This is a genomic window from Pseudomonas sp. WT-JTC (assembly GCF_056711565.1).
On sequence record NZ_CM160042.1, the window covers coordinates 1,579,733 to 1,605,709 of the forward strand.

Below are 25,977 nucleotides of genomic sequence, written 5' to 3' on the forward strand. Positions count from 1 at the left end.
AATAAGGCCATGGAGGAGCCGCATCAGAGCGTGCCGGCAAGGTAGCCGCAGTCAACCATACAAGCTGCTTACCCGGAGCCCGGTGACTAGGTAGCGTGGCGCTTGATCCGGCTCGGGTTTAGGGTGGGAAGATGATGCGGAGTTGGGTTCCCTATACACGTTATGGGCGAAAACACGGCCACCTGGTCAGCTTCCACATCCGGGTTCCCTGGCACGGTCGCACCTACACGGATCGAAGGTCGACGAAATGACATAACCATCCACGACAACGACGGACATTCCGTAATGTCCCCAAAACGGGACATTAGCGAACGTTTCGCGGGTTAATGACCCCAAAAGGGGTCATTATGAGTGACGTCGCTTTTAGATAGCTAATCTGAACTCCTGGCCGCAAACCATCTGCAACCTAAACTCAAGTTTTTGTTAAACCGCAGGTAGCAGCCATGGTTACTTTGGGCCAAATTCAGTTACGAGGATTCTGTACTCTTAATCCAGACTCGGTCAGAGAGTTCCTGGAGCCCAATCTTGGTAGCGGAGAACAAGATGACCAATGGAATCAAACCCTTGAAATTTATGATGCATACCTGACAGTCACCGGGTTCGACCCGACTACACTATGCCTAGACGACTTCATAGCGCTTAGAGGATTTATGAATGCGGAGATGGAATTCACCGAAGAAGCCTCCAAAGACATTGCATGACAGTTGTGTAAAATGTTCATCCGCAAAAACGCACTAAGTCGGACACAGGCCTCATTAATTCTGGGTGCGGCACAACTGCAGTGCAACGAAAAATATCTGACAGGTGAACCTTCAAAGCATCAACTGCTAATTTACCAATCACTCTTCTCAACCAAAGATCTGGGCCGCCCTGCATACGTAGATTTCGCCTCGCTTGGATCCGCATTCAGCGACTCATCTTTGCAATTCTTAAGCAGTTTGCTCTCAAAGTATCTTGCCTCACTTACTTGTGAACAGGCTGCAACAGATGCCGGACTGATAATCGGATTAGTACAAGGCCTGCTGTATCAAAACCCTGGCGTTGACTTCGGTGACATCCACCTCCCTGCGACGTGCTCAACAGAATTTATTTCAGTCGCTCGGGCCAGTGCAGAATGGCAAATGCATGGTGCTGGTTTCTTCCGTGAGGACGTGGCTGAAAACTGGAAGTATGTCTCTACTGTGATCCTAAATTTTTTTGTGGCTAATAATGTCCTCCATCTTGATAAAGCCGGTCGTCGATTGCTAGCACCCAATTAACTCAGTACTGCAGGATCTCGGCAGAGCGTTCTCGTGAGTCCCACCTCGCCCCGGAACCGTTCCCTTGGCGCAGCTACCGAGTGACCTTGGTGCGAGCCACCTCGTCCCTGGAGAGCTTTGGATTCAGTCCTACATAAGGCATCGGCACCGAGCACCTAGCTCCCTATCGATGAGTTTGCAAAACTTGTCCCCTCGGGCCTCAGATACTCCACCAAAACGCAGGTGTCCAGCCAGAGCGCCCTTGTGGAGCATTATGCGAAATCTGTAATATCACGCTGCTGGCACTCACTGCCGAGTGACCAACTGCCATGGAGAAAGGAATGTTCGGCTTCTTGAAGGTTGTCGTAGGCGCAGGGGGAACATTCGCAGCCGTCGGAGCTGCCATGTTTTACTCAATGTACGCCGGTTGGTTCAAGTCTGAATTACTCAAAGGCTTGCCAGGCGAATCCATCTACAAGCTGTTCTTATACTCCCTTGGAAGTTGTGTATTCTGCTTTGTTTTATTAGTAGCACTGCAAGCGCTCCGCAAAAAACCGACAATTTCCGCATCATCAGATAACAGCTCCACTACAGTTGTCTCCACGGGTCGTGGCAACGTTACTGTACATAAGAAATGAGCCTCTTAACGCCAGATATTGAAGCCACGGCATCGAACGGCGGATTAACAGTAGTCAGCACCGGAAGTGGGCCTGTTACGATAGCAGCAACTACTGCCGCTATCTCATCCTTGCTCAATCCGCTGCTAATTAAGATCGTGTCGACTCATACCCCGTATGATGAAATCCCAGACCTAGAGGTGGACTACCCTGAGGTCGACGAAAAAATCGAGTACAACGGGGTCTCTGTGTATGCAGAAATCATCGTCGACAACGTAGGTTATATGGAGCTTATTGAAAACCTTATTTCGACTATCGATGATGAAGACCCTGGCGCACAAAAAAGATTTCTTTTCGCCATACATCAAAAATACAAAACCGCTAGGCGCGAGTTATTCATGCGCCAGGCGGAGCGACCGGTTAGTCCTGAGCAAAAATTGAATATAATCAGGATAGGCTCAGACGAACTTATTTTAAAAGTCGCCGAGCTTATAGTTGACATTAAGACTGGCTTCCATGGCGTTCCATCTGAGCTAGTTGATTGGGCCAGGCAGCTGATAGTTTGCTATGGCTTCATTCACTGCAAGATATTGGAGCCTCCTCAATGATCATTCAGAATACCAGCTCCCCACTCAAGAGTCTTTACATTATTGGCGGGCGGGTACTGATGGTTCTAAATTCTAGTGAGTTCGGCGCCATGAGCCCACTAGCACTTTTCGAAAAGTATCAAGAAAGATTTGAGCGCGTTTCGTTTGCTTACATTCTGTACGCGCTCGACTGGCTCTACATAACTGGATGTGTAGGGCTCACGAAACAAGGTGATATTTCTTTATGCAACTAATTAGATTATCTGTGTTTGATGGAAGCGAAGAAATACGTACCATAACCTTCAAGGAAGGTCTGAACATAGTTACGAACCTGGGGGAGACTGGCAACCAGATTGGCAAAAGTACGTCGCTTCGAGCCTTGGCATTTTGCTTGGGTGGAAAGTCTGAGCCACTCTGGAAAGACCCCGACAACAACAAGGTTAACGAAAAAGTTAAAGAGTTCCTAACGAAGGGCGATGTAAAGTTCGAACTAACTCTAAAAATTTCCTCAATCACTCACACCATCACTCGAGTGCTCTCGAGAAAAATGGGAAAAAATCGCGAAAGCATCACAGCCATTAGCACTATCGATGGTGTGGTACATAAGAGCGGCGCATCTTTCACTCGCGAATTGCCACGCCTGTTTGGATATACGAGAGAGCAACCTAAGTTTAACTCAATTCGAAGCAAGTTTTTCCGAACCAATAGAGCCACCAGCAACAACACACTGGAATACTTACACACCTACACAAGCGACAATGATTACGACCTGATCTACGCTTATCTTTTTGACTTTGAGTTTATTGACTCCGTTCGCCAGGTTAATTTAATTGAACACCAAATACAACTAGAAGACAATCGTATCAGGACATTGCTTGGCGGCCTTCCTCTCGACAACCGTCAGGAAGAGCTTTATGAAATCGATTCAAAAATATCCGACTTGCAAATCAAAGAAGATGAATATGACATCTTTGAATCTCAAAGCTATGCTATTGCAGAGCTCCGCGAGTCTCGAAGAAGCGTGGCCGCGTTAACATCACGTATTGTCAGCTTGGAAACAAAGCTTTACTACAACAACAAAACAATTGAGCGATACAAAAATAGCCTGGTAGAGGTAAACGTAGGGGAGATCACCTCTCTCTACAACGAGGCTAAATCATTAGTACCAAATCTAAGTAGAACCCTAGAGGAAACAATCGAATTCCATAATTCAATAATGAGCCGCAAGGCTGCTTATGTTGAGGAGATGTCCGCAGAGACAGCAGACGAGCTCGACAGCTTAAGATTAAGTTTAGGGCGACTTCTGGTTGAGGAAAAGAGTAAAGTAAAAGACCTTTCCAGAGATAGCCACGTCAGCGGGTTGATTTTGGTTGAGAAGCAGATGCAAGATTTGCGAGAAGCTCGAGGCAGGCTTGCTTATGTCATAAGCGAGGTAGAGGACTCTCGCAAGAGAATTAAGGATTTAGAAAGTACCGCCGAAGGCGTGAAGCGGAGTATCGCAGTCCACTACTCAGACCTAAATTCAAAGCTCGATGTATTCAACGAGGCCTATACCGAAATCACAAAAAGATTATTCGTTACTCATCACAACGAACTTGTGGTTTCAGCCGACCAGAAAGGCAAGGCAGACTTTAAAATTATCAATGAAGAGCTTAATACTGGCGACGGTGTTCCCAGGGCTGCAGCCATGGCATTCGACATGGCCTATGTATATTTTTTGAATAAATTTAAATCCAAACTACCAGCCTTTACCGTCCAAGACTATCTAGAGGTTGTCGATGAAGACAAGTTGACCAAGCTATTCAACTTCGCCAACGAGAAGAACATTCAGACTGTTGTAGCCATATTAAATGACAAACTAGATGGCTTCGACAAAAAGTTCCTAGAAGAAAATACCGTTCTCCGTCTCACTAAGGACGTAAAGTTCTTCAAGCTCTAGCCAGACCGCACCAGGCGAAGAAGAAAGGGGCGCAACGGCGCCCCTAGTACACTCAATCAACTGGCTAAGCTATCAGTCACCGGCCTGAAGTGATTGGGTAGCGACGGTCACGACCAAAGCCACGCTCGGTCACACGTGGGCCCACCGCCGCGTGGCGCCGCGTATACTCGTTCAAGTCAACCAAGGGACTCACCTTCCGCACAACCTCCTTGTCGAAGCCCTTTTCGGTGATGGCATCAGCCGACAAGTCGTGCTCAATGTACGTCCTGATTTCCTCAAAGACTCAGAAAGAGACGATTTGCTTCTTCGCCAATCAATGGATGTGATGACCTTGGCTCCGAAGGCGCGCTCGGATATTGGAGACTGCTGATGCTGCCATTCATTGAAGAGTACCTACCCAGCGCGGTTTCCCCCGTTGGCAAGTGGTCAAGTCTAGGAATACCTGACCGGGGCCTTGGCCTTTATGGGCGTATTCGTGAAGGACTTCCTTTCACGTTCCTGAGTCAGCTGGCAAACCAGGTTGAAATCGACATGAGGCTGCTCAGTAGGAGCGTCGGCATATCCCCCTCCATGCTGACACGCAGAGCGAAGGCGGGACGCTTCACTAGCGCGGAGAGTGATCGCCTATATTCACTGACCAAGGTTCTCCATGCCGCCAATGATCTCTTTGAGGGAGATAAAAAAGAGGTCAGCAGCTGGATGACCATGCCTATTCGAGGACTTGGTTTTAAACCGCCTTTAGCCATGCTCGGCACGAGAGTCGAAGCAGAAGCTTTTTTGGATTTGATGGGGCGTTTGGAGCATGGCGTAGCCTTGTGAATTGCTCCAGGTGCCGTAGACCTGTTGCAGAACCTCTGTGATAGACCACCCAGCAGGAAATGGTCAGAGGGAAGATGCCTACGGCTTTCGTACGAAATGCTTAAGCGCATGACGACTCGCAATTACTTGCTCGCGTATTTCATCGGGATCTATGGACATGCCGCCCTCACGCGTGACGCGAAGAGTTTTGAGGCCATTGAGCGCACTGATGAATGCTCTCTCCTGGGGCTGCTCCGACATAGGCTTTTGTCTCTCCAGAACCATCCAACGTGCCGCCAGAGTCGTTTCATGCCGTTCTCTCAGTGCTCGAATTATGAGAGACATCTTCGATGATGAGCAGAAAAATGTCCTGAACTTTTGTGTCGCCGCTATCTGTCAGTGAGCTCTTGATAATGGATTCGTATCTGAATTCTTCGGGCGCTCGCCATGGAGGGCTTCGACTTCAAGAGCTATTGCCCACTAGATAACACCCCACACCGATGTATGCTCCTGGAGCATTTTTTGCTTGAGAAGCATAACGAAGGCCGGCGCCGAGCTGTTTGATCATGAATCACTTGAAGAAAAATTACTCGTCTCCCATGTTATTTTTGTTGTTCTGTTAAAGTCCCATAAAAAAATTCCAAGGTTTTTCAAACGGATAGGAATTATCTATATATTGACAGATTGCCTATTCGGCATAACTTGGCCATTTTACAGGCTTCATCGATTAAATCGTGAGCTGTGTCAGTTGACGTACCAGTTCCGATGTTCAAGAATTATTAGCAGTCAGCCTTAATCGCAAATCCATAGGTGTGTGCCAAGCCAATCAGAGGGCAAGAAAGAAACATAAGTGATAATGTGTTTAAAGTGCCCTGTTCGATATATGTCAGTGGTTGCACTAAATTCTAGGGTATCTATGCTGTTATTCGGTAGGTAGGTTTTCGACTAAGTAGAAAACTAGGCTTTGTCGATTTTTTGATTCAGCTAAGTATTTTGAACTTTTGACTTATTTGTTCTTATGGCGCTTATAGTGCCATAAGCATCCTCGTGTGATGCTTTGGAAAGATAGCTTAGAAATGTATCGGCTACGGCGTATTGCTGCAAGATTATGTGTGGCTAAGTCTAAGCTGCAAATCGCTTAAGCAAATTTGGTTATTTATGACATCGGATTTTGCCTAGTCTGAGGGGGTGCTATGTCTGATGTGAAGGCAGTACCAAAATGCCTCTATCACAAGGTAATTTTGAAAAATGTACAACTGTGGGAGCCCTGTGGCGAAGAAGAAGCTACCGAGTGGCTTGTCAATCAGGAGGGATGTAATAGTAAATCTAGGGGATATCCGATTAGGCCCATGCGCCTGCAACCTCCGTCAGCACCTCGGCTTTATGTGATCGTTCAACCGGACGGAGCCTTGTGGCTGGAGGGCTGCCTGTATCTTTTCTGGTGTTGGTCTACGAAGGGGGATAAGGACTCAACTGCCTCCAATGCTGCTGGCGATCTATGCGACATGATGAACAAGCTTGGAAATGGCGAAAAAGATTACAACATCTTTCGCGGCCCTAAATCTGAGCGCCCGACCTATTTCTACAAGTCAGAACTCAAGCTAGAAATTGCCAAAGGCAAAATAAAACGAAAGACAGCTAATAGGAAAATTACTAACTGCGTCGGCCTTTATACGTGGAAGCTCGTCTATCGCGGTTTTAGGCCTGAAGCGGAAATGTGGCAAGAGCAAATAAAGCAAAGGCGATATACCGATAAATATGGAGTGATGCAAGTCAGGGAGGTTAAATCAACAGACTTGTCGTTTAAAAATAAAGATTCTATTTCGACCGGGCGATTTATTCGAGATGGTGGAAAGCTATATCCTATCGCCCGCGAGAATCAGAAGATACTTCTGGGTGTACTTGCCGAGCTAAAAAATGTTGAGATGCTATTGGTGCATATTGTTAGTCTCACAACAGGGTTAAGAATACAGTCAGCTCTGACCCTTCGTCATAGTTCTATTTTATGTAATGTTGGATCGGATGCTGATCCTAATAAATATGCCCTGTATCCCATTGAAATAGGAGAAGGAACATTAGTCGAAGCCAAAAATAGTAAGGCGCAAGTGGTATTAATGCCTGCTTGGGTTCACCGTGTGCTTCATGTCTATGTAAATTCAGAGCGTCACAAGACCAGGTCTGCCTTGTCGCCGATAACGGATGACGCCAGCCAATACGTGTTTTTAACTAGAACTGGATGGCCATACTATGTCGCCGAAGCTGATCAATCTCTTTTTGATTTTAGCGCCGAAAAGGGCTCGGCAATAAGACAGTTCGCTCAGAGGGTAAAAGAAAAACTCAAGGAGGCTGATGCGTACTTCAGCTACCAGTTTCACGATTTAAGAGCTACTTTCGGCATGAATCTTCTGGAGGATTACATGAATCAAGTAAAGGACGGAAAAATGAATCAACTTCAATTGTTGGAAAAACTCAGAAGCAGGTTGAATCACGAAGACGTGAATGTGACATTGGGGTATCTCAGATATAGAGAGGATCACCCGCACCTTGCCCAGGCCCAGTCCGAATTCGAAACCCACCTTGAAGAGCTTATTCATACGGAAATATCGAAACATGATGAGTCGCGAGCGGGAAACGTATGTAGTTAGCTTGGAAAATCATACGTTTGAGCAATTCTCAGATTTGATAGCGTCGCAGCCGATAGAAGGTGTAGTTTTACATTTTGTAGACAATCGTAGAATAGATCTCGGCTGCCTTTGCTATGCCATACGAGATGAAATTAAAAAAATCCCAAAGCCGGTACAGTCATCCTCCCTCAGACATGAGCGATGCGAGCCTCTTCGATCATGGTGTGTTGAAAGTATCTCCAGATTTTACTTGGGCGCTAGCCCACACTCGATCTATGTTAGTGCGTTTGAACTGGTAACTTTTGTCAATTGGTGTGATTCTAATTACTACATAGATTTTTTACAGGATGCTGATACATACAAGCGTGCCATAGACGCATATACTCAACATCTCACCGCAGCCATGGGAAAAGATGGTGGCATAGCGGTGTTTACTGCCAACCGTCTGCAGTCCCAAGCTGTACATAGTGGCTCGCTATTTTTTCCCGCAACGTCCGTAAATTTTTTAAGCGACTTGCCAATTATTTCCAATAAGGGATTCTGCAGTGAACCAACTGCAACTCCGTCGCAACAGGATATGGTCAATCATCTGACGCCTTGTCAATACTTGTTCGATGGTCTTACCGATTTTGTGCTAAAGGGGCTGCCGTTTCCTCATCGAATTTCCTATATGGAAACAGAAGCACTCGTATTGCCTGCAGCATACGCAATAACCACTCCCGATATTGTTCAGTCCAGACCCAAGATAAATAACGGAACCATTTGGGATTACCACCTTGGAGAGGTTAGCTCTCTTGCCAACGCCTCGGCTAAATCGATTAGCCCTAGTCGACCGCTAATCTGGCACCTCAACAAAGCTCATAAGCTACTCGAGCAATCAAATGCTGATCTGCGCCATCCAAAGCGTCTTTGGATAGCTAAAATTGCACATGATGCATTCATTTCTCTATTTGTAGCAAACGCGGGCCTTAATGAAGCTCAGCTTAGGAACATGGGCTGGTCAGAGAACTACGAAACTTCAACCAGCGAAAGCGTGGGGTTCGTAGTGATCAAGTACCGTGCAGGAGAAATGGAACAAAATTTTGAGATTAAAAAGACCTTTCTCAAGCAATTTAAGAAATTTCTTATGCTTCGACGGTTTCTGTGCGGAGACGGGCGCTCCGATTACCTGTTCGTTAACTACACCAAGAACAAGCTTTACAATAAGCCTATAAGACCTAACGCCATAACCCATTTTAATGACCAGGTGAAAAGGTTTCTTGATCCGAAATATGTAGGGCTCACATACAAAGATCTGCGGAAATATAAGTCGGTTTACTTGCTCTCTAAGAATTTTACCGTAGGTGTGGTCGCTGCCGTCATGCAGAACAGTGGCGATACAGTTCTGAAGCACTACGCGCAGGCCGAAGAGAAACAAGCAATTGATGAAATTTCTACTACATTAAATTTTGTGTTATCAATTCTCGAGCAGAGATTGAAGGTTGAAACGCCTAGTGGTGGTTGCTCCGGTGAACAGCCGTCTAATGCTGAGGATCCTCCGGATCAGTATGAACCCAATTGCCGGAATTTCGTCGGCTGCATTTTTTGTAATGAGTTTAGGCTGCATGCGGATGAGGTTTCTGTTCATAAAATGCTAAGCATGCGCTATGTGACAGCCGAACGCTTGTCATCCTGTACTGATCTCGATCAATTTCAAGCTCTGCACGGCAAAGCGATTGAACGGATAGACCTCATCATGGCGGATCTTATTGAATTGCGGCCAGAGATGACAGCGGTAGTAGAAAGAATTAGAAGCGAGGTTGAGGGTGAGTTCAAGCTTTCCCCGTATTGGGAGACGTTGTATGGACGTTTGCTTAAGTTGAAGGTGATCAGATGAAAAAGGTTAATCAAAACTCAAATTTCATATTCAATGACTACGAGCTCAATGCGTGTCCCACGAAGAGTGAATACTTTAGTACTGATGTGTATTACGGCATGTCATTTGCGCGCGTGGGCCCCCAGACGGTCATTTCTCGTTCCAAGGAGGGTAAACCAATCTCCCGCTTTGTGGATGATGAATGGTTCCTGCCTGCGTTCGCCTTTAACGTCACTGATAACCCTTACTTTTCTTTTCTACCTTTTTACAAGGATTGCGACTTTAACTCCCATAATGCAGAGGTGTGCAAGAAATTATTCCTTATGAAGATGTTCTCTCCCAATTCGAAAACGGGAGTCGCCTTGCGTATACCTTCAATGCATGTAACTCGTCAAGTTCTACTGAATATGGCAGAATTTTGCGCTCTTCGTAAATGGAGGCTCGAAGAGCTGTTCAGCTCGGTCGATAAATTCAAAGCTTTCCAAGTTTCGATTGAACACCAGTCTAAAAATAGGGCGCTAGTTGCTCTCGTAAGGACTTTGAATGGGATGAGTAGTGATGAGAGGGGCTTTCCGTTGGATGGGTTGGTTTTTCCTTACATGCAAAAAGCTGCAAAAAAAATTAGGAGCGAAGGTCAGCAATTTCCGATAATTCCTAGTCGTATCCTTTTGTTTAAGTACGAACAGTATCAGTCATATATTAATGATTTTTTGATGTGCTTCAATAATATTTCCGATTTTCTTGATCGCTCCGCTGACAACCCCCTATACGGTAAGCATAAAGATACTCATAAAAATCCAGAGTGCAGGGGAAGCAAAGCGAATGCGACGCAGTTGGCTGCACACTTGGACAACCCTATCAGCTTCCAAGATGCCATTAGGGAGAATGGGCTAAGGGAAATGAGTGGCAAATATAACTGGCGAAGTGCTCCCCACGTTCTTGGATTCCTGACCAAGGTGTCACACTGTGCAAAAAATCTAATTCACTTATTCACATTAATGCGTGATCACGAAGTGAAAAGCTTGAAAGTGGACTGCTTAGAGCCCGTAAGAGGGTGGAATAATGATGCGCTTTACGTCGCCGGAATCACAACTAAGCTCTATAGCGCAGCAAAGCCCAGGCAGTGGATTACGACTGACGCAATCCTGAAGCCAGTCGACGCCTTGAGTAAAATAAGGGAAATTCTTAATCCCTACATAAATAACTCAGAAAATTATCTGTTAATTTCAACAGCCGTTCATCCTGTGGCTACTACGAAGCCATCGAGGAACAAAATTAAGCAGACCAGTGTAGAGCATCTTCTCGAGCCGATTAACATTACCGAGGATGATATACAAGAGCTCGAGACTGTGGATCCACTGAGGAACTGGCGTGCAGATCCACGCTTCAAAATTGGTATGCCTTGGAGGATAACTTCCCATCAATTCCGTCGAACTATGGCTGTTTTTTGCGCCCAAACTGGGCTCATCACTCTTCCATCATTGAAGCGTCTTTTGGGGCACTTGACTAAGGTGATGAGTCTTTATTACACAAAAGGTTGCTCTGCTGACAATTACTACTTCAAACTCATCAACCCAGAACTGGCTGAGGAGCTCAGGAAAGCTAAGTTTGAAGCAGATGGAGCGATGTTCATCCGCGAGGTGCTTCATTCTACGGATAAACTTTTTGGCATTAAGGGCTCCGAAATTATGAGTCAACGCTCAAGCTCAGTTTGGGTGAGCCGCGCCGTAGAGGAAACAGTTTCGTTAGCTTCACAAGGCCTGATTGCACACACCGAAACGCCTTTAGGTGGCTGTGCATCTCCAACGCCATGTGATAAACGCGCACACGGTAACTTCTTTACTTGCCCTGGTTGCCGACACTTGATAGGAAAGGATTCTGTACTGAACGATACGCTTGCGATCATGGAGTTCGACCTTGCGGAGCTTGATCCGGCTAGCATGGAATATAAGGCGGAAAAGCAGAATCTTGAGGACTTCATTGAACTACGAAATAGACTTATTGCTAAGGCGTCTTAAATCAATAAATAACTTTTAACAGGATCATCCATGGCCATCGATAACGAAGAATCCGATACCCTTAAGCGGTATTACGATGCGCTGAACCGACTTTTAGCCAAAGACAGCAGAATTACTATGAAAGCTGTGGCTATTGAGGCTGGAAGAAGTGCCACCAGCATCAAGAAAGACCGCCCTATCTTCGCACCGCTCATTGAAGAGATTCAGTTTCGTGCCAAGGAACAACAGGAGCGAATCACTCCTGGCACCCAGAAGATTGAGCAGGCACAGACAAAAGCTGCAAAGGCTAGGGCTACTGCTGACAGTTACAAGTCAAAGTATAAGGAGGCTCTCGCAAGGCAGTTCATGGCTCTGATTGCTTGGGACGAAGCCATGCAGGAACTTCGCAAATTGAAAAAGGTTGTACAGATAAAGCCACCTGCACGCCCCGGAGGCTAATCGCCAACAGTTTGATAATGCAGCGGCTTTCTACAAGCAAGGTAAAAAGCATGTTAGGCATCATCACAATCGGCTGTTCGAGTCATTGGCCCCGTGCGTTTCAGTTTCATGATCCACAAAAAAATTCGCGCCGCCCACGCGCAAAGACTGTGAATAGGATGCTCATCCGATTTATGAATTTTGGTGACTAGCTGCGGTATTTCTCTGCACTTTGCAAACGGCATCTTAATGTCGTACTAAAAACTGTTGTCATCACTTGCTCTCCTTTGTGCTCTCTACTGATATTTGTTGCGCTGGACGCTTCTTCCCTGTGTTGGATAAGACTGCCAGAGTATGTGTCTGTCTATTTGTGATGAGCTCACGAGATCAGCTAAACCGAGGGAGCTCACGCGTAGTTTTGCACCTTGACCGTGTGCAAGGTGATGTCCACCACATCGCCATCGGCGCCCACCTGGGGCATCTCGATCCAGTCGCCGACCCGCAGCATGTCGTTGCTGGTCAACTGCACGCTGGCGACGAACGACAGCAGGGTGTCCTTGTAGACCAACAGAATCACCGCCGACATGGCACCCAGACCCGACAGCAGCAACAGCGGCGAGCGGTCGATCAGTGTGGCGACGATGATGATCGCGCCAAACACGTACAACACCATTTTCGCCAGTTGCACATAGCCTTTGATCGAGCGGGTGCGGGCATGTTCGGTGCGGGCGTAGATGTCCAGCAGGGCATTGAGCAGGGCGCTGACCGCCAACAGCAGAAACAGCAAGGTGAAGGACAGCGCCACGTTGCCCAGGAATTTCAGACTGGTTTTGCTCAGGTCCGGCACCAGATTGAGCCCGAACTGGATCACAACCGAAGGCGTGATCTGCGCCAGGCGATGGAACACCTTGTTCTGCAGGAAATCATTGACCCAGTGCAACGCCGGCTGGCGGCCGAGCATTTTGGTCGCGTGCAAAATGAGGTAACGCGCCACCCGTCCGAGGAACAGCGCCAGTGCCAAAAGCAACAGCAGCGACAGGCTGGAGTGCACGAGCGGGTGCTGGTCGAGGGCGCCCCAAAGGTCTTGGACGTTGATCCAGAGCTGTTTGATATCCATGGTTGAAACGATTCTTCTGTAGAGCGCGAGGGGCGATTAGAGCATTTAAGACGCTTTGTATTACGTTTGGGGCAAAATCAGGCAACAAAAAACCAACTCTTTACCGCCATTTGTATAAAGAAACTCGGCCTGAGCGCTCGAAACCGTTACCCTATGCAGCTGTTTTTTTGCATTTCTTCGAGGTAGCACCCGTGTTTTCCCAATTCGCCCTGCACGAACGCCTGCTCAAAGCCGTGGCCGAGCTGAAATTTGTCGAGCCAACGCCTGTGCAAGCCGCGGCCATTCCGCTGGCGCTCCAGGGGCGTGACCTGCGGGTGACGGCGCAAACCGGTAGCGGCAAAACCGCTGCATTCGTTTTGCCCATCCTCAACCGTCTGATCGGCCCGGCGAAAATCCGCGTCAGCATCAAGACCCTGATCCTGCTGCCGACCCGCGAACTGGCCCAGCAGACCCTGAAGGAAGTTGAGCGCTTCTCGCAGTTCACCTTCATCAAGTCCGGCCTGATCACCGGCGGCGAAGACTTCAAGGTCCAGGCCGCGATGCTGCGCAAGGTGCCGGACATCCTGATCGGTACACCGGGCCGGATGATCGAGCAGTTGAACGCCGGCAACCTCGACCTCAAGGAAGTCGAAGTCCTGGTGCTCGACGAAGCCGACCGCATGCTCGACATGGGCTTTGCCGAAGACGTGCAACGCCTGGTGGACGAATGCCCGAATCGTCAGCAGACCATGCTGTTCTCCGCCACCACTGGCGGTTCCGGCCTGCGCGAGATGATTGCCAAGGTCCTGAACAACCCTGAGCACCTGCAACTCAACGCGGTCAGCCAGCTGAACGACACCACTCGCCAGCAAATCATCACCGCTGACCACAACCAGCACAAAGAACAGATCGTCAATTGGCTGCTGGCCAATGAGACCTACCAGAAGGCCATCGTCTTCACCAACACCCGCGCCATGGCCGACCGCATCTACGGCCGCCTGGTGGCGCAGGAATACAAAGCGTTCGTGCTGCACGGCGAGAAAGACCAGAAGGATCGCAAACTGGCGATCGACCGCCTGAAGCAGGGTGGCGTGAAAATTCTCGTGGCCACCGACGTCGCCGCTCGTGGCCTGGACGTGGACGGTCTGGACCTGGTGATCAACTTCGACATGCCTCGCAGCGGCGACGAATACGTGCACCGCATCGGTCGTACCGGCCGCGCCGGCAACGATGGCCTGGCCATCTCGCTGATCTGCCACGGCGACTGGAACCTGATGTCGAGCATCGAGCGCTACCTCAAGCAGAGCTTCGAGCGTCGTACCATCAAGGAAGTCAAAGGCACCTACGGCGGACCGAAAAAGGTCAAGGCCTCGGGCAAGGCCGTCGGCGTGAAGAAGAAAAAGACCGACGCCAAGGGCGACAAGAAGAAAACTGCCGCCAAGACTCCGACCAAGCGCAAGAGCGCCAACCGGCCGAAGAGCGATTCCCTGGTCAGCAAGGACGGCATGGCCCCGCTCAAGCGCCGCAAGCCGGAAGCGCCGGCGGCCGAGTAAGTCGTTGCAGGTGACTTAAGAAAAACCCGGACAGTGTCCGGGTTTTTTATGTCTGATGATTATCCGCCGTGGCAGCAGCTCGACTTCTCCTGTTCCTCATATTTGTCATGATGCCGCACCCACTCCATGATTTCGTCCTCATTGCGGCCCTTGGGCGTCAGGTCGAGGTAGTTGTAGGCGCCGACCAGCAAGTCCAGGCCCCGGGCATAGGTGGAGTAGGTATGGAAAATTTCCCCGGCGTCATTGCGATAAAACACGCTGAGGCCGGGGAGTTCTTCCTCGGAGCCGTCGGTTTTTTCGTAGTTGTACGTGGCCTTTCCGGCGGCGACGTCTTCGGCTCGGGCACAGACGCCAAAGTCGTAGTTGAAATCGCATCCTGCTGACGACACCCAATCGAACCTCCAGCCCATGCGCCGCTTGAACGCCTGGAATTCAGCGAGCGGTGCGTGGGAAACCGCCACCACTGCAATATCGTGGTGGGCCAGGTGCTGGTTGGCGCCGTCGATGTGGTCGCTAAGGAACGAGCAACCGGGGCAGCCCTCGTCCCAGCCCTCGGCGAACATGAAGTGATAGATGACCAACTGACTGCGGCCGCCGAACAGGTCCGCCAGTTTCAGTTCGCCGTTGGGGCCCTGGAAGCGGTAGTCCTTGCCGATTTTCACCCAGGGCAGGGCGCGGCGTTCGGCGCTGAGTTTGTCCCGGTCCCTGGTGAAGGCTTTCTCGCGGACCAGGTGCTGTTTACGGGCGACGAGCCATTCTTCCCGCGACACGACGGGGTGATTCTGGATGTTCATGCTGTGTTCTCCTGCGTGGGGCTGGGAGGTGACCTACACAGCCTAGTCGTTTGGCTTGTGTGGAATTCGACATACCGCCGGTCGGTCGTGAGTAAGAGCCAGCTACAGGTATTGAGACAGGCTCGCTCCCACATGGGATTTGTGTAGCACTTAGCCTTGTTTCGCTGCTTTCAAGCACTTCAGATCGCTGAAGTCCTTCCTCACGCCCTCTATTTTCTTCAACAGACGTTCGCGCTGGCTTGGCGTGCTTTCAGCCATGAGGTCCACGAACAGCGAGCGCGCCTGGGCCTCGGTGTTGGCAAAGGCCTGACGATAGGCGGGGGTCCACAATCGCTCACGATTGACCAGTAGCGTTTCGATTCGTTGTGGGAATTGCGGGCTCTGGCGTTGCGCGACCGCCGCACTGAACTGTTTCTGCCAATGCACACGGTTGGCAATCCACTGGGAGTTCTGGTCGCCCAGGGCGTTCGACCAGCTGGTGACTCGCTGTTGCTGGGTGCTGTTGAGTGGCCCGAGCCAGTCGCTCAGGCGCTTTTCCATGCGTTCGCCACGCTCCTTGATCTGCAGGTCGAGGGAGGGCTTGAGGTATTCCTCCTGGTGCTTGCGCTGGTCCTTGGCGAAGGCTTCATTCATCTCGGCGACTTGCTTGTCATCCAGCCCCTGCAGCAACTCGATGGCCGATGGGGTGATTTCCCGCGCGGTCTCGGCGATCGCCTGTTCGGCTTCACGGGCGCGGGCCCGCAAGGCAGCATCGGTGATCTGGTTGGTCGCGATCATGGTTTGCAGGCGGTCCAGCCAGTCGAGGTAGCCGGGCAATTGGGTGGTGCAGTGCCAGCTCAGGTGTTCCTTCAGGCGTACGTTCAGCCAGCTTTTTTGCTCGCCGTTCATGTCCAGGTAGTCGCTGAGCGTCCACGGGATGATCACGTCGAGGTTGCGGTAGGCCAGGCCTATGCGGCTGCACGCGCCGAGGGTGAGGGCGATGGTCAGCACAACGGCAATGTGTTTGAACCAGCGGGACATGGGCGAATCCTTGCGATAGCCAGTCTTCGGGGGTCTGATTCTTATGTGAACCCAGGATGAGCCTGGCAGTTCAGCCGGGCAACTGCTGTCGCTCGTCGATATTCACAGGATTTGATGGAGTGTCGCGGGGAGAAACGAGGGTTCCAGTCCAAGCGCTTCGAAGTTCAAAGCGCTTTGGGACCAGGTGAAGCGGGGGGATTACTTTTTGCCCAGGGTGATCTGCTTGGACGGGCCGAATGTCTGGCCGCTGACGCCTTTGGCAATTTGCTGGATTTCACCGCCGGACTTGAGGAACGCAGCGATCTGGCTGTTGATCGATTCGCTGGTTTCGACGGCTGGAGCTGGCTTTGCTTTGCTGGTGGATGCTTTTACGCGCATGGCGGCCATTAACCTGTAGAAAATTAACTTGGCCAGGCATCGTACAGGAATCACCGGGTAATTGCTTGGCAAATATCCCCTCGCAATAATCCTGAGGTCGGGGTAATTAATCATTGGCCGATATTCGAAGCAGGTGTCTAAGCCGCTGTTTTAACTAAGAACATTGCCTGAAAAAATACCGCGTTACGCTTGCCATGGCATGGCGTAAATGCCCGGATCGGTCTGACGAGCGGCCAGGTTTGCGATGAAAACCCGGAAAAATCAGGGCCTCCAGAGGATTTTCGCGCGCCACCGGGCCGCGTACCGAACGCAGCGCTCAAAACCGAGTAGAATGCCGCCCACGCAATGAGGGTATTGGACATGGCTTTAGTCGGGCGTTACAACAGTTTGCAAGTGGTTAAACACACTAACTTCGGTTTATATCTGGACGGTGGCGCGGATGGCGAAATCCTTCTGCCTAATCGTTATATCCCAAAAGATATTCCTAGCGAAGATGAAGACTGGCTCAACGTTTTTATTTATCTGGACAGCGATGACAAACTCATCGCAACTACTGAAAAGCCGAAAGTTCAAGTCGGCGAGTTCGCCAGTTTGAAAGTTGTTGAAGTCAACAGCATCGGCGTATTCCTGGATTGGGGGTTGCCGAAAGACCTGTTGCTGCCGTTCTCCGAAGAGAAGCGCCAGATGACCGCGGGCGAGTATGTGGTGGTGCACGTCTATCTCGACAAGCACACCCGTCGCATCACCGCGACCGCGCGCCTGGACCGCTACCTGGACAAGACCCCGGCCAACTACACCGCAGGCCAGGAAGTGGATTTGCTGGTAGCCGAAGCCACGGACATGGGTTTCAAGGCCATCATCAACAACAAGCATTGGGGCCTGATCCACAAGAACGAAATCTTCAAGTTCATGCGCGCCGGTAAAGAAGAAAAGGGCTTCATCAAGGAAGTTCGCGCCGACGGCAAGATCAGCCTGAGCCTGCAGCCGGTCGGTCAGGAAGCGGCCACCAGCCTGAACTCGAAGATCCTCGCCAAGTTGCGCGAAAACAACGGTTCCCTGGCGGTCAGCGACAAGAGCGATCCGGCGTTGATCAGCAGCCTGTTCGGTGTCAGCAAGGGCAACTTCAAGAAGGCCATTGGTGCCTTGTACAAGAATGGCCAGATCGTCATTCATGCCGATCGCATCGAACTCAGTTGATGTTCTGACACTACACAGAGCCAGGGTGGCGCAGGCAGAGAAGTAGAGGTCTCTGACAGGCGGCATTTTCTGGCCATCTGGTTAATAATCGACAACATGATTTTGCGCCCCGGTGTTTTCTTTTCCAGTGAGAAGGCCGGGGCTTTGTTTTGACTGCCGAGTCTTTGCCATGGATTGTGTGTTCGAGGTGTTCCGGTGAGCGCCACCCGGCGCAGCGCCGACGGGTTTGCCCTGCAAGTGATGGTCGGGTTGTGCCTGGTCTGGGGCGTTCAACAGGTGATGATCAAGTGGGCGGCGGCCGATATCGCGCCGGTGATGCAGGCGGCCGGGCGTTCCGGTATGTCGGCGTTGCTGGTCGGGTTGCTGATCTGTTGGAAGGGCGGCTGGAACCAGGTGAGTACGACCTGGCGGGGCGGCCTGTTGGCCGGTGCCTTGTTTGGCCTGGAGTTCTTCTTCATTTCCGAAGGCCTGCAACTGACCACGGCGGCGCACATGTCGGTGTTTCTCTATACCGCGCCGATCTTCACCGCATTGGGTGTGCACTGGTTGCTGCCGAGTGAGCGTTTGCGGCCCTTGCAATGGCTGGGGATTGTATTGGCCTTTATCGGGATTGCCATCGCGTTTGCCGGTGGGGTGTCCTGGGACAATCTTGATTACCGCATGTTGATGGGCGATGCCCTCGGTGTGCTGGCGGGCGCGGCTTGGGGCGCGACCACCGTGGTGGTGCGCGCCTCGCGGCTGTCGGAAGCGCCGGTAACCCTGACGCTGTTCTATCAGTTGATTGTCGGTTTCTTCGGTTTGCTGTTGATCGCGCTGCTCAGCGGCCAGATCACCCATGTCAGCCTGACCACCGTGGCAGTCACCAGTGTGCTGTTCCAGGGCGTGGTCGTGTCGTTCTTCAGTTACCTGGTGTGGTTCTGGCTGCTGCGCCGTTACCTGGCAGCGAACCTCGCGGTGTTTTCGTTCATGACGCCGTTGTTCGGCGTCACGTTCGGTGTGGTGCTGCTGGGCGAGGCACTGAGCCTGAACTTCATCATCGGTGCGGTGCTGGTATTGGCGGGTATCACCTTTGTCAGTGCCGAGCAGTGGCTGCGCCGTCGTCTGCGCCAAGCCCTCGGGCAGCACTGAGCGGCGCGAGCGACAGGCCGCCGGCAACCAGCAAGCCGCAGCCGGCAACCACCAGTGCCGGCTGCAAACCGCCACTGAAATGACTGCTTAGCGCCGCCAGCAATGGCCCGCTGAGCTGGCCCACGGCGAAGCAGGCCGTCAGCAGGCCGGCATTGCGTTGGGTCGCGTGGGGTGCCAGTTCCCGGGACCGTTGCATCACCAGTTGCATGCAGGCCAGGAACGGCGTGCCGCACAGGATCACACCCAGCGCCAGGCCTGGCCCGTTGCCCAGCAGGCAGGCGAACACGCCAGCGGCTTGCAGCCATAACGTCGCCATCAACCAGTGACGCGTGGCGTCGGGCTTCTGCCGACGCAAACTCACCAGCACCACACCGGTTGCCGCCGCCAGGCCAAAGCACGGCCAGAACAGGTCGGCCTGCCATTGGCCATGGAATTGCGCGTTGGCCATTTGCGACAGAAAGGTCGCCGGGATGATGTAGCCCAATCCGTACAAGGCATAGATCAAGCCCAGGCGACCGATGCCTTGAGTGGGCGACGGGCTGGCGCTGGGTGCAGCAGTCGCGGTGGCGACCGGTTGTGGCAGGAACGGCAGGATCCCCAGCAGCATCGCCAGACCTACAGCGGCGTACACCAGCCACAAGGTGGCGGATGTCTGGCCCAGCAGGTTCGAACCCAGGGCCAACAAACCGGTCAGAAAAATCCCCAGGCCCGGTCCGGCGAAGACCAGGGCACCGAGCCGAGGACGACCGGCCGCTGCCGCGAGCGGCTGGCTCAAGGCGGTGATCATCACCAGCACCCAGGCGCTGGCCACACCGGTGCCGAAGCGCAGCAGCAGGTGTGACCAGAAACCATTGGCCCAGAACGAAGCCAGGGTCAGTAGCACGCACAGCCACAATCCGCCGAGCAAGCGCCGGCGCACTTGCGCGGGACGCCGGGAAAACATGGCGTCCACCGCGCCGATGAAGTAGCCGAAGTAGTTGGCGGCGGCAATCAGCCCGGCGGCGGTCAGGTCGACCTGACCTTCGCTGAGCAGGTGCGGCAGTTGCGGTGTCAGGGCAAAACGGCCGATGCCCATGGCCATCATCAGGGCAATGAAACAGGCGGATAAGCGAATCAGGGGGGACATGGTCTGGATTCCGTTCAGAGGATCAATGACCGTCAGGCTAGGACTGATTGACTTTCTTTAAAAATGAATAATAGTGAGTAACTTGTTCTGTTTTGGAGAGTGTCGTGGAGTTCAGCCAATTGCGCATCTTTCAGGCGGTGGCCGAAGAAGGGTCGATAACCCGAGCCGCCGAACGGCTGCACCGGGTGCCGTCGAACCTGTCGACCCGGCTCAAACAGCTGGAAGAGCAACTCGGCGTCGAACTGTTCCTGCGCGAACGTCAGCGTTTGCAGCTGTCGCCTGCGGGAAAAGTCTTGCTGGACTACACCGCCAAGCTGTTTGCCTTGCGCGATGAAGCCAGCGCGGCGGTGCAGGGTGGGCAACCGGCGGGCGACTTCGTGCTCGGCACCATGTACAGCACCGCCGCGATTCACCTTCCGGGGCTTTTGGCGCGCTATCACCGCTTGTATCCGGCCGTGAACCTGCAAGTGCAATCCGGCCCCAGCGGGGAATTGCTCGAAGGCCTGCTCACCGGTCGACTCGATGCGGCGCTGGTGGATGGCCCCATGGAACTGGCCGGGCTCGACGGCGTTCCCTTGTGCGACGAGCGCCTGGTGCTGATCAGCGAGGCCGATCATCCGCCGGTGCGCAGTGCGCTGGATGTGGAAGGGCGCGCGGTGTTTACCTTTCGTCAGGGTTGCTCCTACCGCATGCGTCTGGAAGCCTGGTTCGCCCATGACCACGCGGCCATGGGCCGGGCGATGGAGATCGAGTCCTATCCAGGCATGCTGGCGTGTGTGATTGCCGGTTCCGGTGTGGCGCTGATGTCGGAGTCGATGCTCGCCAGTTTGCCGGGCCGTGAGAGTGTGGCGGTGCATCCGTTGGCCGAGCCGTTCGCCAGCGCAACCACCTGGCTGATGTGGCGCAAGGGCATGGTCGGAGCCAACCTGAATGCATGGATCGAGCAGCAACAGGTGGTTTTTCCGCCGACACCGCTGCAGGCGCAGGAAATTGCCTGAACACAGGCTGATTGTGATGGATTCAGTAACAGATCATTGCGACTTTGCACGAGCATTGCGCAGGACTTCGGACTATTATCAGTGCGAACGAGCTTCAGAATTTTGGCCGCTCGGCACTACCCTGAAGGGGGCACCATGAAAGAGAAAATCCAAAACTGGCTGCATGACCTGGGCGTTGCTCTCGGTTTGATCGAGCCGCCTCTGCAACCCGTGCCTATTCGTACTGATGACGAACAGCGCCGACGCCAGCAGCGTCGCCGGTAAAGCAGATTCCGGATCGCTAGTGAGGGTGGGCTTGTTCCGACAAGCCCCCTCGCCACAGAACAGCATGCTGCCATTCAATCCTGATTGTCAGAGACTGCGCATTTGGCAACCCAGCCTCAATGCCGCCCAATCTCCAGCAAAAACCGGCTCAAATCATTCGCCGTCCTGGCGGATTTCAGTATCCGGTCTTCCTCGGCGGTAAACGCCGTTACACCCAGCTCATCTTCCAGATGGAAGATCAGTTCTTCGATATCTTCCTTATCCAGTCCCAACTGCGCCAGGCTGGCGTTGTCGGCGAAGTCATCCCGGCTTTCCAGCAGGCGGCTGATGTAGCGATGCACGACAGCGCGAACGGCAGCTTTTTTCATGAATGTTCTTCCAGGAGGGGGGGCTCTTTGTGCCGGTACAGTTCCTGCCGTTGAGTACAGCAGGCTTCAGCCGTGTGAGCGCTGCCATTCGTCAATCATGCTACGCAAGTGCGCACCGGAAAAACTGCCGAAATGTCCGCCATGCACTGTACGGATCGGCAGCGTACGCAAGCGTTGCAGGCTGCGCGCGTAGTCATCGAGGTTGGAGTGGTAGGCGTCTTCGATCAGCGGGCCGTCGTAGATGATGTCGCCGCTGAACAAGGTCTCGGTGGCGGCTTCGTACAGGCAGATGCCCCCCGGCGAGTGTCCCGGCGTGTGCACGACTTGCAACACACGGTTGCCCAGGTCCAGCACATCTCCATCTTCGATAAACCCCGTGGCTGGTGCGGCTCTGACCCGGTATTCGGCGTAGCACAGCGGGCAATCCGGGTGGGCTTCGAACATGTCGTCGCCGACAAAGGCCTTGCTCAAGTCGTTGTCGCCATCCGGTGCGGCCAGAATGTCCGCTTCGGCCGGATGCACCAGCCGTTCAGCGAACTCATGATGACCGGCGATGTGATCGAAATGGCAGTGGCTGGCCACGGCCACCAGCGGCCGCTCGGTGATCCACGGCAGTTGCTCGCGCAGGCTGACCAGGCCCGAGCCACTGTCCAGCAGCAGGTCCTTGTCACGGCCCTGGATGTGCCAGAGGTTGCAGCGGTAGAAGGGGCGGATGTACGGCTCGTGGATCAAGCGGATGCCGTCGCTGAGCGATTTCACTTCGAACCACTGGTCACGAGAAACAATTTTCATAAAACGTTTTCTCCAGACGAAAAAAAACGGGTGTGGCAACCGACGCCACACCCGTCGAAGAAAGCATCAAGTCGTTATGTTCAGCTTAGGCCGCGCTGGCTACTGCTACCGGGCGGCGGGACATCAGGCTCACTACCACGAAACTCACCAGGCCTACACCGAGGCTGTAGTAGATCGGGGTGTTGGCGTCCAGGCCGTCCTTGAACATGAACAGCAGCGCAGTGGCGAACCCCATGCCCATGCTGGCGATGGCGCCGGCGGTGGTGGCGCGTTTCCAGAAGATCGCGCCCATCAGCGGGATCAGCATGCCGCCCACCAACAGGTTGTAGGCCAGGGTCAGGGCGCTGATCACGTCGTTCACGACCAGGGCAATGGCCAGCACCACACAGCCGGTCAACAGGGTGAACAGGCGGTTGATCGCCAGGCTCGACTGTTTACCGCCACGCAGTTTCGGCAGCAGGTCTTCGGTCAGGGTGGTGGCAGCGGCCAGCAGGCCGGCGCTGGCGGTGGACATCATGGCGGCCAGTGCGGCAGCGATCACCAGGCCACGGATACCGTCCGGCAGGGACAGTTTGACGATGGCGGCGAAGGCGTTGTTGACGTTGTCCAGATCCGGGATCAGTACGTGTGCAGCCATGCCGATCAGGGCACAGGCCAGACCGTAGAGGATGCAGTAGATACCGGCAGCGGTACCGGCAACCTGAGCCACCTTGGCGGTCTTGACGGTGAACACCCGTTGCCAGATGTCCTGACCGATCAGGATGCCGAAGAAGTAGATCATGAAGTAGGTGATGATGGTGTCCCAGCCGATGGTGGTGAAGCTGAAGCTCGCCGCCGGCAGTTTCATCACCAATTCATCCCAGCCACCGACGCGGTACAGGCAGATTGGCAACAGGATGAACATCAGGCCTACGGTCTTGATGATGAACTGGACGATGTCGGTCAGGGTCAGGGACCACATGCCGCCAATGGCCGAGTAGATCACCACGACGCCGCCGCCGAGCAATACCGAGATCCAGAACGGCAGGCCGAACAGCACTTGCAGAACGGTGCCGATTGCCAGGATCGAGGTCACGCCGATCATCAGCGCGTAGGCCAGCATGATCACCGCGCTCGCGGAGCGGGCCATCGGGTTGTAGCGCTTTTCCAGCACCTGGGTAACGGTGTAGATCTTCAGTTTCAGCAAAGGTTTGGCGAGGAACAGGTTCAGCGCGACGATCCCGCAACCCAGTGCGGCACACAGCCAGAAACCGGAGATGCCATGTACGTAGCCCAGACGCACGGTGCCCACGGTGGACGCGCCGCCCAGAACGGTGGCAGCCATGGTGCCCATGTACAGGCTTGGGCCGAGGTTACGACCGGCGACCAAAAAGTCTTCGTTGGTCTTGGCCTTGCGCATGCCGTAGTAACCGAGAAGCAGCATCGCGGCGGCGTAGATGAGTACAACGAATAAATCCAAAGCCATTATGGCGTGTCTCCGATTGTCTTTTTTATGTGAGGCTGAAAATCAGTCCCCTTGTAGGAGCGAGCTTGCTCGCGATAGCGGTCTGTCAGTCACATCAAGGGTGGATGTGCTGCTGCCATCGCGAGCAAGCCCGCTCCCACAGGGGTAGTGCGTATATCAGGCGACTTGTTGCATCGCCGGTTTGGCGAGCGAATCCGTGCTCTTGTTGCGAAGGTCGTTCGGGCCGTACACGGCGCTGGCTTCCGGGAACATTTTGAGCAGGACCAGGTAAACCACCGAGGCCAGGCCCAGGGTCACTGGCAGGCTGATGTCGATACCATCGGCCAGGTTGCCCAGGGGGCCGACAAATTGCCCCGGCAGGTTCACAAAGCACAGGCCGACCGCGGCACTCGGGATCCAGGCCCCCATGCCACGCCAGTTCCAGCCGTGGGTGAACCAGTAGCGGCCGCCTTTCTCGCCACGGGTGAACACTTGCAGGTCATCCGGGCAGTAGAAGCCGCGACGGGCCAGCAGGCCGATGATCATGATCACCATCCAGGGGGTGGTGCAGGTGATGATCAGCACGGCGAAGGTCGACACGCTCTGCACCAGGTTCGCCGCGAAGCGCCCGATGAAGATGAAGGCAATCGACATCACACCGATCAGCAGCGTGGCCTTGACCCGCGACAGCACCCGTGGGAACACGCTGGACATGTCCAGGCCTGTGCCGTAGAGCGAGGTGGTGCCGGTGGACATGCCGCCGATCACTGCGATCAGGCACACCGGCAGGAAGAACCAGGTCGGGGATACCGCCAGCAGGCCGCCGACATAGTTGTTGGCGGCGATGTAGTCCGGTGCCTTGATCGCCACGATGGTCGCGGTGGTCAGGCCGAACAGGAACGGAATGAACGTTGCGATCTGCGAAATCACCACCGCCGCCATGATGCGACGCTTGGACGTATCACGCGGAATGTAACGCGACCAGTCGCCGAGGAACGCACCGAAGGAAATCGGGTTGCTCATGGCCACCAGTGCAGCACCGATGAAGGCGGCCCAGAAACCGGGTTGGCCCATGCTGACGGTGCCAGCGTAGTTCGCATCGAAAGGACCGGCAAAGGCGAAGACGCCCAGCAGGAACAGCAGGCTGGCACTCCACACCGCGATCTTGTTGACCCACAGCAGGAAGCGGAAACCATAGATGCACACGGTCAGCACCAGAATCGCGAACAGACCGTAGGCCAGGCCCAGGGTCAGGTCGGTTTCCGGCAGGCCGATCAGGCGTTTGGCGCCACCGATCAGCGCATCACCCGAACTCCACACCGAGAGCGAGAAGAAGGCGATGGCGGTCAACAGCGACAGGAACGAACCGACGATCCGCCCGTGCACGCCAAAGTGCGCACCGGAAGACACGGCGTTGTTCGTGCCGTTGATCGGGCCGAACAGGCCCATTGGCGCGAGGATCAGCGAACCCAGCAGTACGCCCAGCACAATCGCCCAGACGCCCGCCTGGAAAGACAGGCCGAACAGCACCGGGAAACTGCCGAGGACGGCGGTTGCAAAGGTGTTGGAACCACCGAAGATCATCCGGAACAAGTCCGTCGGGCCTGCGGTGCGTTCGTTGTCCGGGATCTGTTCGACCCCGTGGGTTTCAATTTGCGTAAGGCTTTGGTCTTTGTTGTTGTTATTCATGATCAGCTCCGATCATAAAGGCGCGCTCATCGTGCGT

24 protein-coding genes and 2 pseudogenes are annotated in these 25,977 nt (G+C 53.3%); 16 read left to right on the plus strand and 10 right to left on the minus strand.

Annotation, left to right across the window (positions count from 1 at the left end; translation table 11 throughout):
* Positions 1-443 precede the first annotated feature (443 nt).
* The 6 genes from AC06G5_RS07090 (at position 444) to AC06G5_RS07115 (ending at position 4,381) form a co-directional block, all read left to right on the plus strand.
* Positions 444-701 (plus strand): hypothetical protein, encoded by a 258-nt coding sequence (locus tag AC06G5_RS07090; protein WP_480459188.1) that lies wholly within the window; start codon positions 444-446, stop codon positions 699-701.
* A 12-nt stretch (positions 702-713) separates the two neighbouring features.
* Complete coding sequence (locus AC06G5_RS07095) at positions 714-1,259, plus strand: hypothetical protein (protein WP_480459189.1); 546 nt, start codon at positions 714-716, stop codon at positions 1,257-1,259.
* Positions 1,260-1,579: 320 nt separating this feature from the next.
* Positions 1,580-1,876 carry a hypothetical protein gene (locus AC06G5_RS07100; protein WP_480459190.1) on the plus strand — a complete coding sequence of 99 codons (297 nt, stop codon included), beginning with the start codon at positions 1,580-1,582 and terminating at the stop codon, positions 1,874-1,876.
* A complete protein-coding gene (locus AC06G5_RS07105) occupies positions 1,873-2,463 on the plus strand; it encodes a hypothetical protein (RefSeq protein WP_480459191.1) in 591 nt (196 codons plus the stop codon). The genes AC06G5_RS07100 and AC06G5_RS07105 overlap by 4 nt, the downstream gene beginning before the upstream one ends.
* 59 nt (positions 2,464-2,522) lie before the next feature.
* Positions 2,523-2,696 carry an ABC-three component system middle component 6 gene (locus AC06G5_RS07110; RefSeq protein WP_480459861.1) on the plus strand — a complete coding sequence of 58 codons (174 nt, stop codon included), beginning with the start codon at positions 2,523-2,525 and terminating at the stop codon, positions 2,694-2,696.
* Positions 2,687-4,381, plus strand: a complete 1,695-nt coding sequence (locus AC06G5_RS07115) for a DUF2326 domain-containing protein (protein WP_480459192.1) — start codon at positions 2,687-2,689, stop codon at positions 4,379-4,381. Before AC06G5_RS07110 ends, AC06G5_RS07115 begins: the two co-directional genes overlap by 10 nt.
* Before the next feature lie 76 nt (positions 4,382-4,457).
* On the opposite strand, the pseudogene AC06G5_RS07120 reads toward AC06G5_RS07115, so the two are convergent.
* Positions 4,458-4,658: pseudogene (locus AC06G5_RS07120) on the minus strand (NAD+ synthase); the annotation flags it as partial.
* Positions 4,659-4,750: 92 nt separating this feature from the next.
* On the opposite strand from AC06G5_RS07120, the gene AC06G5_RS07125 reads away from it, so the two are divergent.
* The 5 genes from AC06G5_RS07125 to AC06G5_RS07145 all read left to right on the plus strand — a co-directional run bounded on the left by AC06G5_RS07125 (position 4,751) and on the right by AC06G5_RS07145 (position 12,114).
* The gene (locus AC06G5_RS07125) at positions 4,751-5,200 is read left to right on the plus strand and encodes an antitoxin Xre-like helix-turn-helix domain-containing protein (RefSeq protein WP_480459193.1); all 450 of its coding nucleotides are present in this window, start codon (positions 4,751-4,753) and stop codon (positions 5,198-5,200) included.
* Positions 5,201-6,372: 1,172 nt separating this feature from the next.
* Entirely contained in the window at positions 6,373-7,824 is a 1,452-nt protein-coding gene (locus AC06G5_RS07130; protein WP_480459194.1) for a site-specific integrase, read from the plus strand.
* A complete protein-coding gene (locus AC06G5_RS07135; protein WP_480459195.1) occupies positions 7,790-9,679 on the plus strand; it encodes a hypothetical protein in 1,890 nt (629 codons plus the stop codon). The genes AC06G5_RS07130 and AC06G5_RS07135 overlap by 35 nt, the downstream gene beginning before the upstream one ends.
* Positions 9,676-11,676 (plus strand): site-specific integrase, encoded by a 2,001-nt coding sequence (locus tag AC06G5_RS07140; RefSeq protein WP_480459196.1) that lies wholly within the window; start codon positions 9,676-9,678, stop codon positions 11,674-11,676. Before AC06G5_RS07135 ends, AC06G5_RS07140 begins: the two co-directional genes overlap by 4 nt.
* A gap of 30 nt (positions 11,677-11,706) precedes the next feature.
* Entirely contained in the window at positions 11,707-12,114 is a 408-nt protein-coding gene (locus AC06G5_RS07145) for a hypothetical protein (protein WP_480459197.1), read from the plus strand.
* A 391-nt stretch (positions 12,115-12,505) separates the two neighbouring features.
* Here the strand turns inward: AC06G5_RS07145 and AC06G5_RS07150 are convergent.
* Positions 12,506-13,210 (minus strand): annotated as a pseudogene (locus AC06G5_RS07150) (mechanosensitive ion channel domain-containing protein); the annotation flags it as partial.
* Between the two features lie 191 nt (positions 13,211-13,401).
* Here AC06G5_RS07150 and AC06G5_RS07155 point away from each other — a divergent pair.
* Positions 13,402-14,742, plus strand: a complete 1,341-nt coding sequence (locus AC06G5_RS07155; RefSeq protein ID WP_008018231.1) for a DEAD/DEAH box helicase — start codon at positions 13,402-13,404, stop codon at positions 14,740-14,742.
* A 59-nt stretch (positions 14,743-14,801) separates the two neighbouring features.
* On the opposite strand, the gene AC06G5_RS07160 is transcribed toward AC06G5_RS07155, so the two are convergent.
* The 3 genes from AC06G5_RS07160 to AC06G5_RS07170 all read right to left on the minus strand — a co-directional run bounded on the left by AC06G5_RS07160 (position 14,802) and on the right by AC06G5_RS07170 (position 16,943).
* Positions 14,802-15,536, minus strand: a complete 735-nt coding sequence (locus AC06G5_RS07160; protein WP_413427298.1) for a DUF899 domain-containing protein — start codon at positions 15,534-15,536, stop codon at positions 14,802-14,804.
* Positions 15,537-15,686: 150 nt separating this feature from the next.
* Entirely contained in the window at positions 15,687-16,556 is an 870-nt protein-coding gene (locus tag AC06G5_RS07165) for a DUF6279 family lipoprotein (RefSeq protein WP_413427297.1), read from the minus strand.
* A 198-nt stretch (positions 16,557-16,754) separates the two neighbouring features.
* Positions 16,755-16,943, minus strand: coding sequence for a hypothetical protein (locus AC06G5_RS07170; protein WP_015096330.1), 189 nt, complete (start codon positions 16,941-16,943; stop codon positions 16,755-16,757).
* Positions 16,944-17,294: 351 nt separating this feature from the next.
* Here AC06G5_RS07170 and AC06G5_RS07175 point away from each other — a divergent pair, with 351 nt between their 5' ends.
* Together AC06G5_RS07175 and AC06G5_RS07180 are read left to right on the plus strand one after the other, a co-directional pair.
* Positions 17,295-18,131, plus strand: coding sequence for a CvfB family protein (locus AC06G5_RS07175; protein ID WP_095944601.1), 837 nt, complete (start codon positions 17,295-17,297; stop codon positions 18,129-18,131).
* 195 nt (positions 18,132-18,326) lie between these two features.
* Positions 18,327-19,259 carry a DMT family transporter gene (locus AC06G5_RS07180; RefSeq protein ID WP_429373053.1) on the plus strand — a complete coding sequence of 311 codons (933 nt, stop codon included), beginning with the start codon at positions 18,327-18,329 and terminating at the stop codon, positions 19,257-19,259.
* On the opposite strand, the gene AC06G5_RS07185 is transcribed toward AC06G5_RS07180, so the two are convergent.
* The gene (locus AC06G5_RS07185; RefSeq protein WP_480459198.1) at positions 19,204-20,385 is read right to left on the minus strand and encodes an MFS transporter; all 1,182 of its coding nucleotides are present in this window, start codon (positions 20,383-20,385) and stop codon (positions 19,204-19,206) included. The two genes, AC06G5_RS07180 and AC06G5_RS07185, sit on opposite strands and share 56 nt — an antisense overlap.
* A 104-nt stretch (positions 20,386-20,489) precedes the next feature.
* Here AC06G5_RS07185 and ptrR point away from each other — a divergent pair, with 104 nt between their 5' ends.
* Both ptrR and AC06G5_RS07195 read left to right on the plus strand, forming a co-directional pair.
* Positions 20,490-21,383: a putrescine utilization regulator PtrR gene (gene ptrR, locus AC06G5_RS07190; protein ID WP_413427294.1), complete on the plus strand. Its 894-nt coding sequence runs from the start codon at positions 20,490-20,492 to the stop codon at positions 21,381-21,383.
* Between the two features lie 135 nt (positions 21,384-21,518).
* Positions 21,519-21,647, plus strand: a complete 129-nt coding sequence (locus AC06G5_RS07195; RefSeq protein WP_007914492.1) for a PA1414 family protein — start codon at positions 21,519-21,521, stop codon at positions 21,645-21,647.
* Positions 21,648-21,763: 116 nt separating this feature from the next.
* Here the strand turns inward: AC06G5_RS07195 and AC06G5_RS07200 are convergent, their stop codons facing one another.
* The 4 genes from AC06G5_RS07200 to AC06G5_RS07215 all read right to left on the minus strand — a co-directional run bounded on the left by AC06G5_RS07200 (position 21,764) and on the right by AC06G5_RS07215 (position 25,940).
* The gene (locus AC06G5_RS07200) at positions 21,764-22,015 is read right to left on the minus strand and encodes an acyl carrier protein (protein WP_480459199.1); all 252 of its coding nucleotides are present in this window, start codon (positions 22,013-22,015) and stop codon (positions 21,764-21,766) included.
* A gap of 66 nt (positions 22,016-22,081) precedes the next feature.
* Complete coding sequence (locus tag AC06G5_RS07205; protein ID WP_480459200.1) at positions 22,082-22,807, minus strand: MBL fold metallo-hydrolase; 726 nt, start codon at positions 22,805-22,807, stop codon at positions 22,082-22,084.
* Positions 22,808-22,892: 85 nt separating this feature from the next.
* Complete coding sequence (locus tag AC06G5_RS07210; RefSeq protein WP_413427291.1) at positions 22,893-24,272, minus strand: sodium:solute symporter family protein; 1,380 nt, start codon at positions 24,270-24,272, stop codon at positions 22,893-22,895.
* A 156-nt stretch (positions 24,273-24,428) separates the two neighbouring features.
* Complete coding sequence (locus AC06G5_RS07215) at positions 24,429-25,940, minus strand: purine-cytosine permease family protein (RefSeq protein WP_413427290.1); 1,512 nt, start codon at positions 25,938-25,940, stop codon at positions 24,429-24,431.
* Between the last annotated feature and the right edge of the window lie 37 nt (positions 25,941-25,977).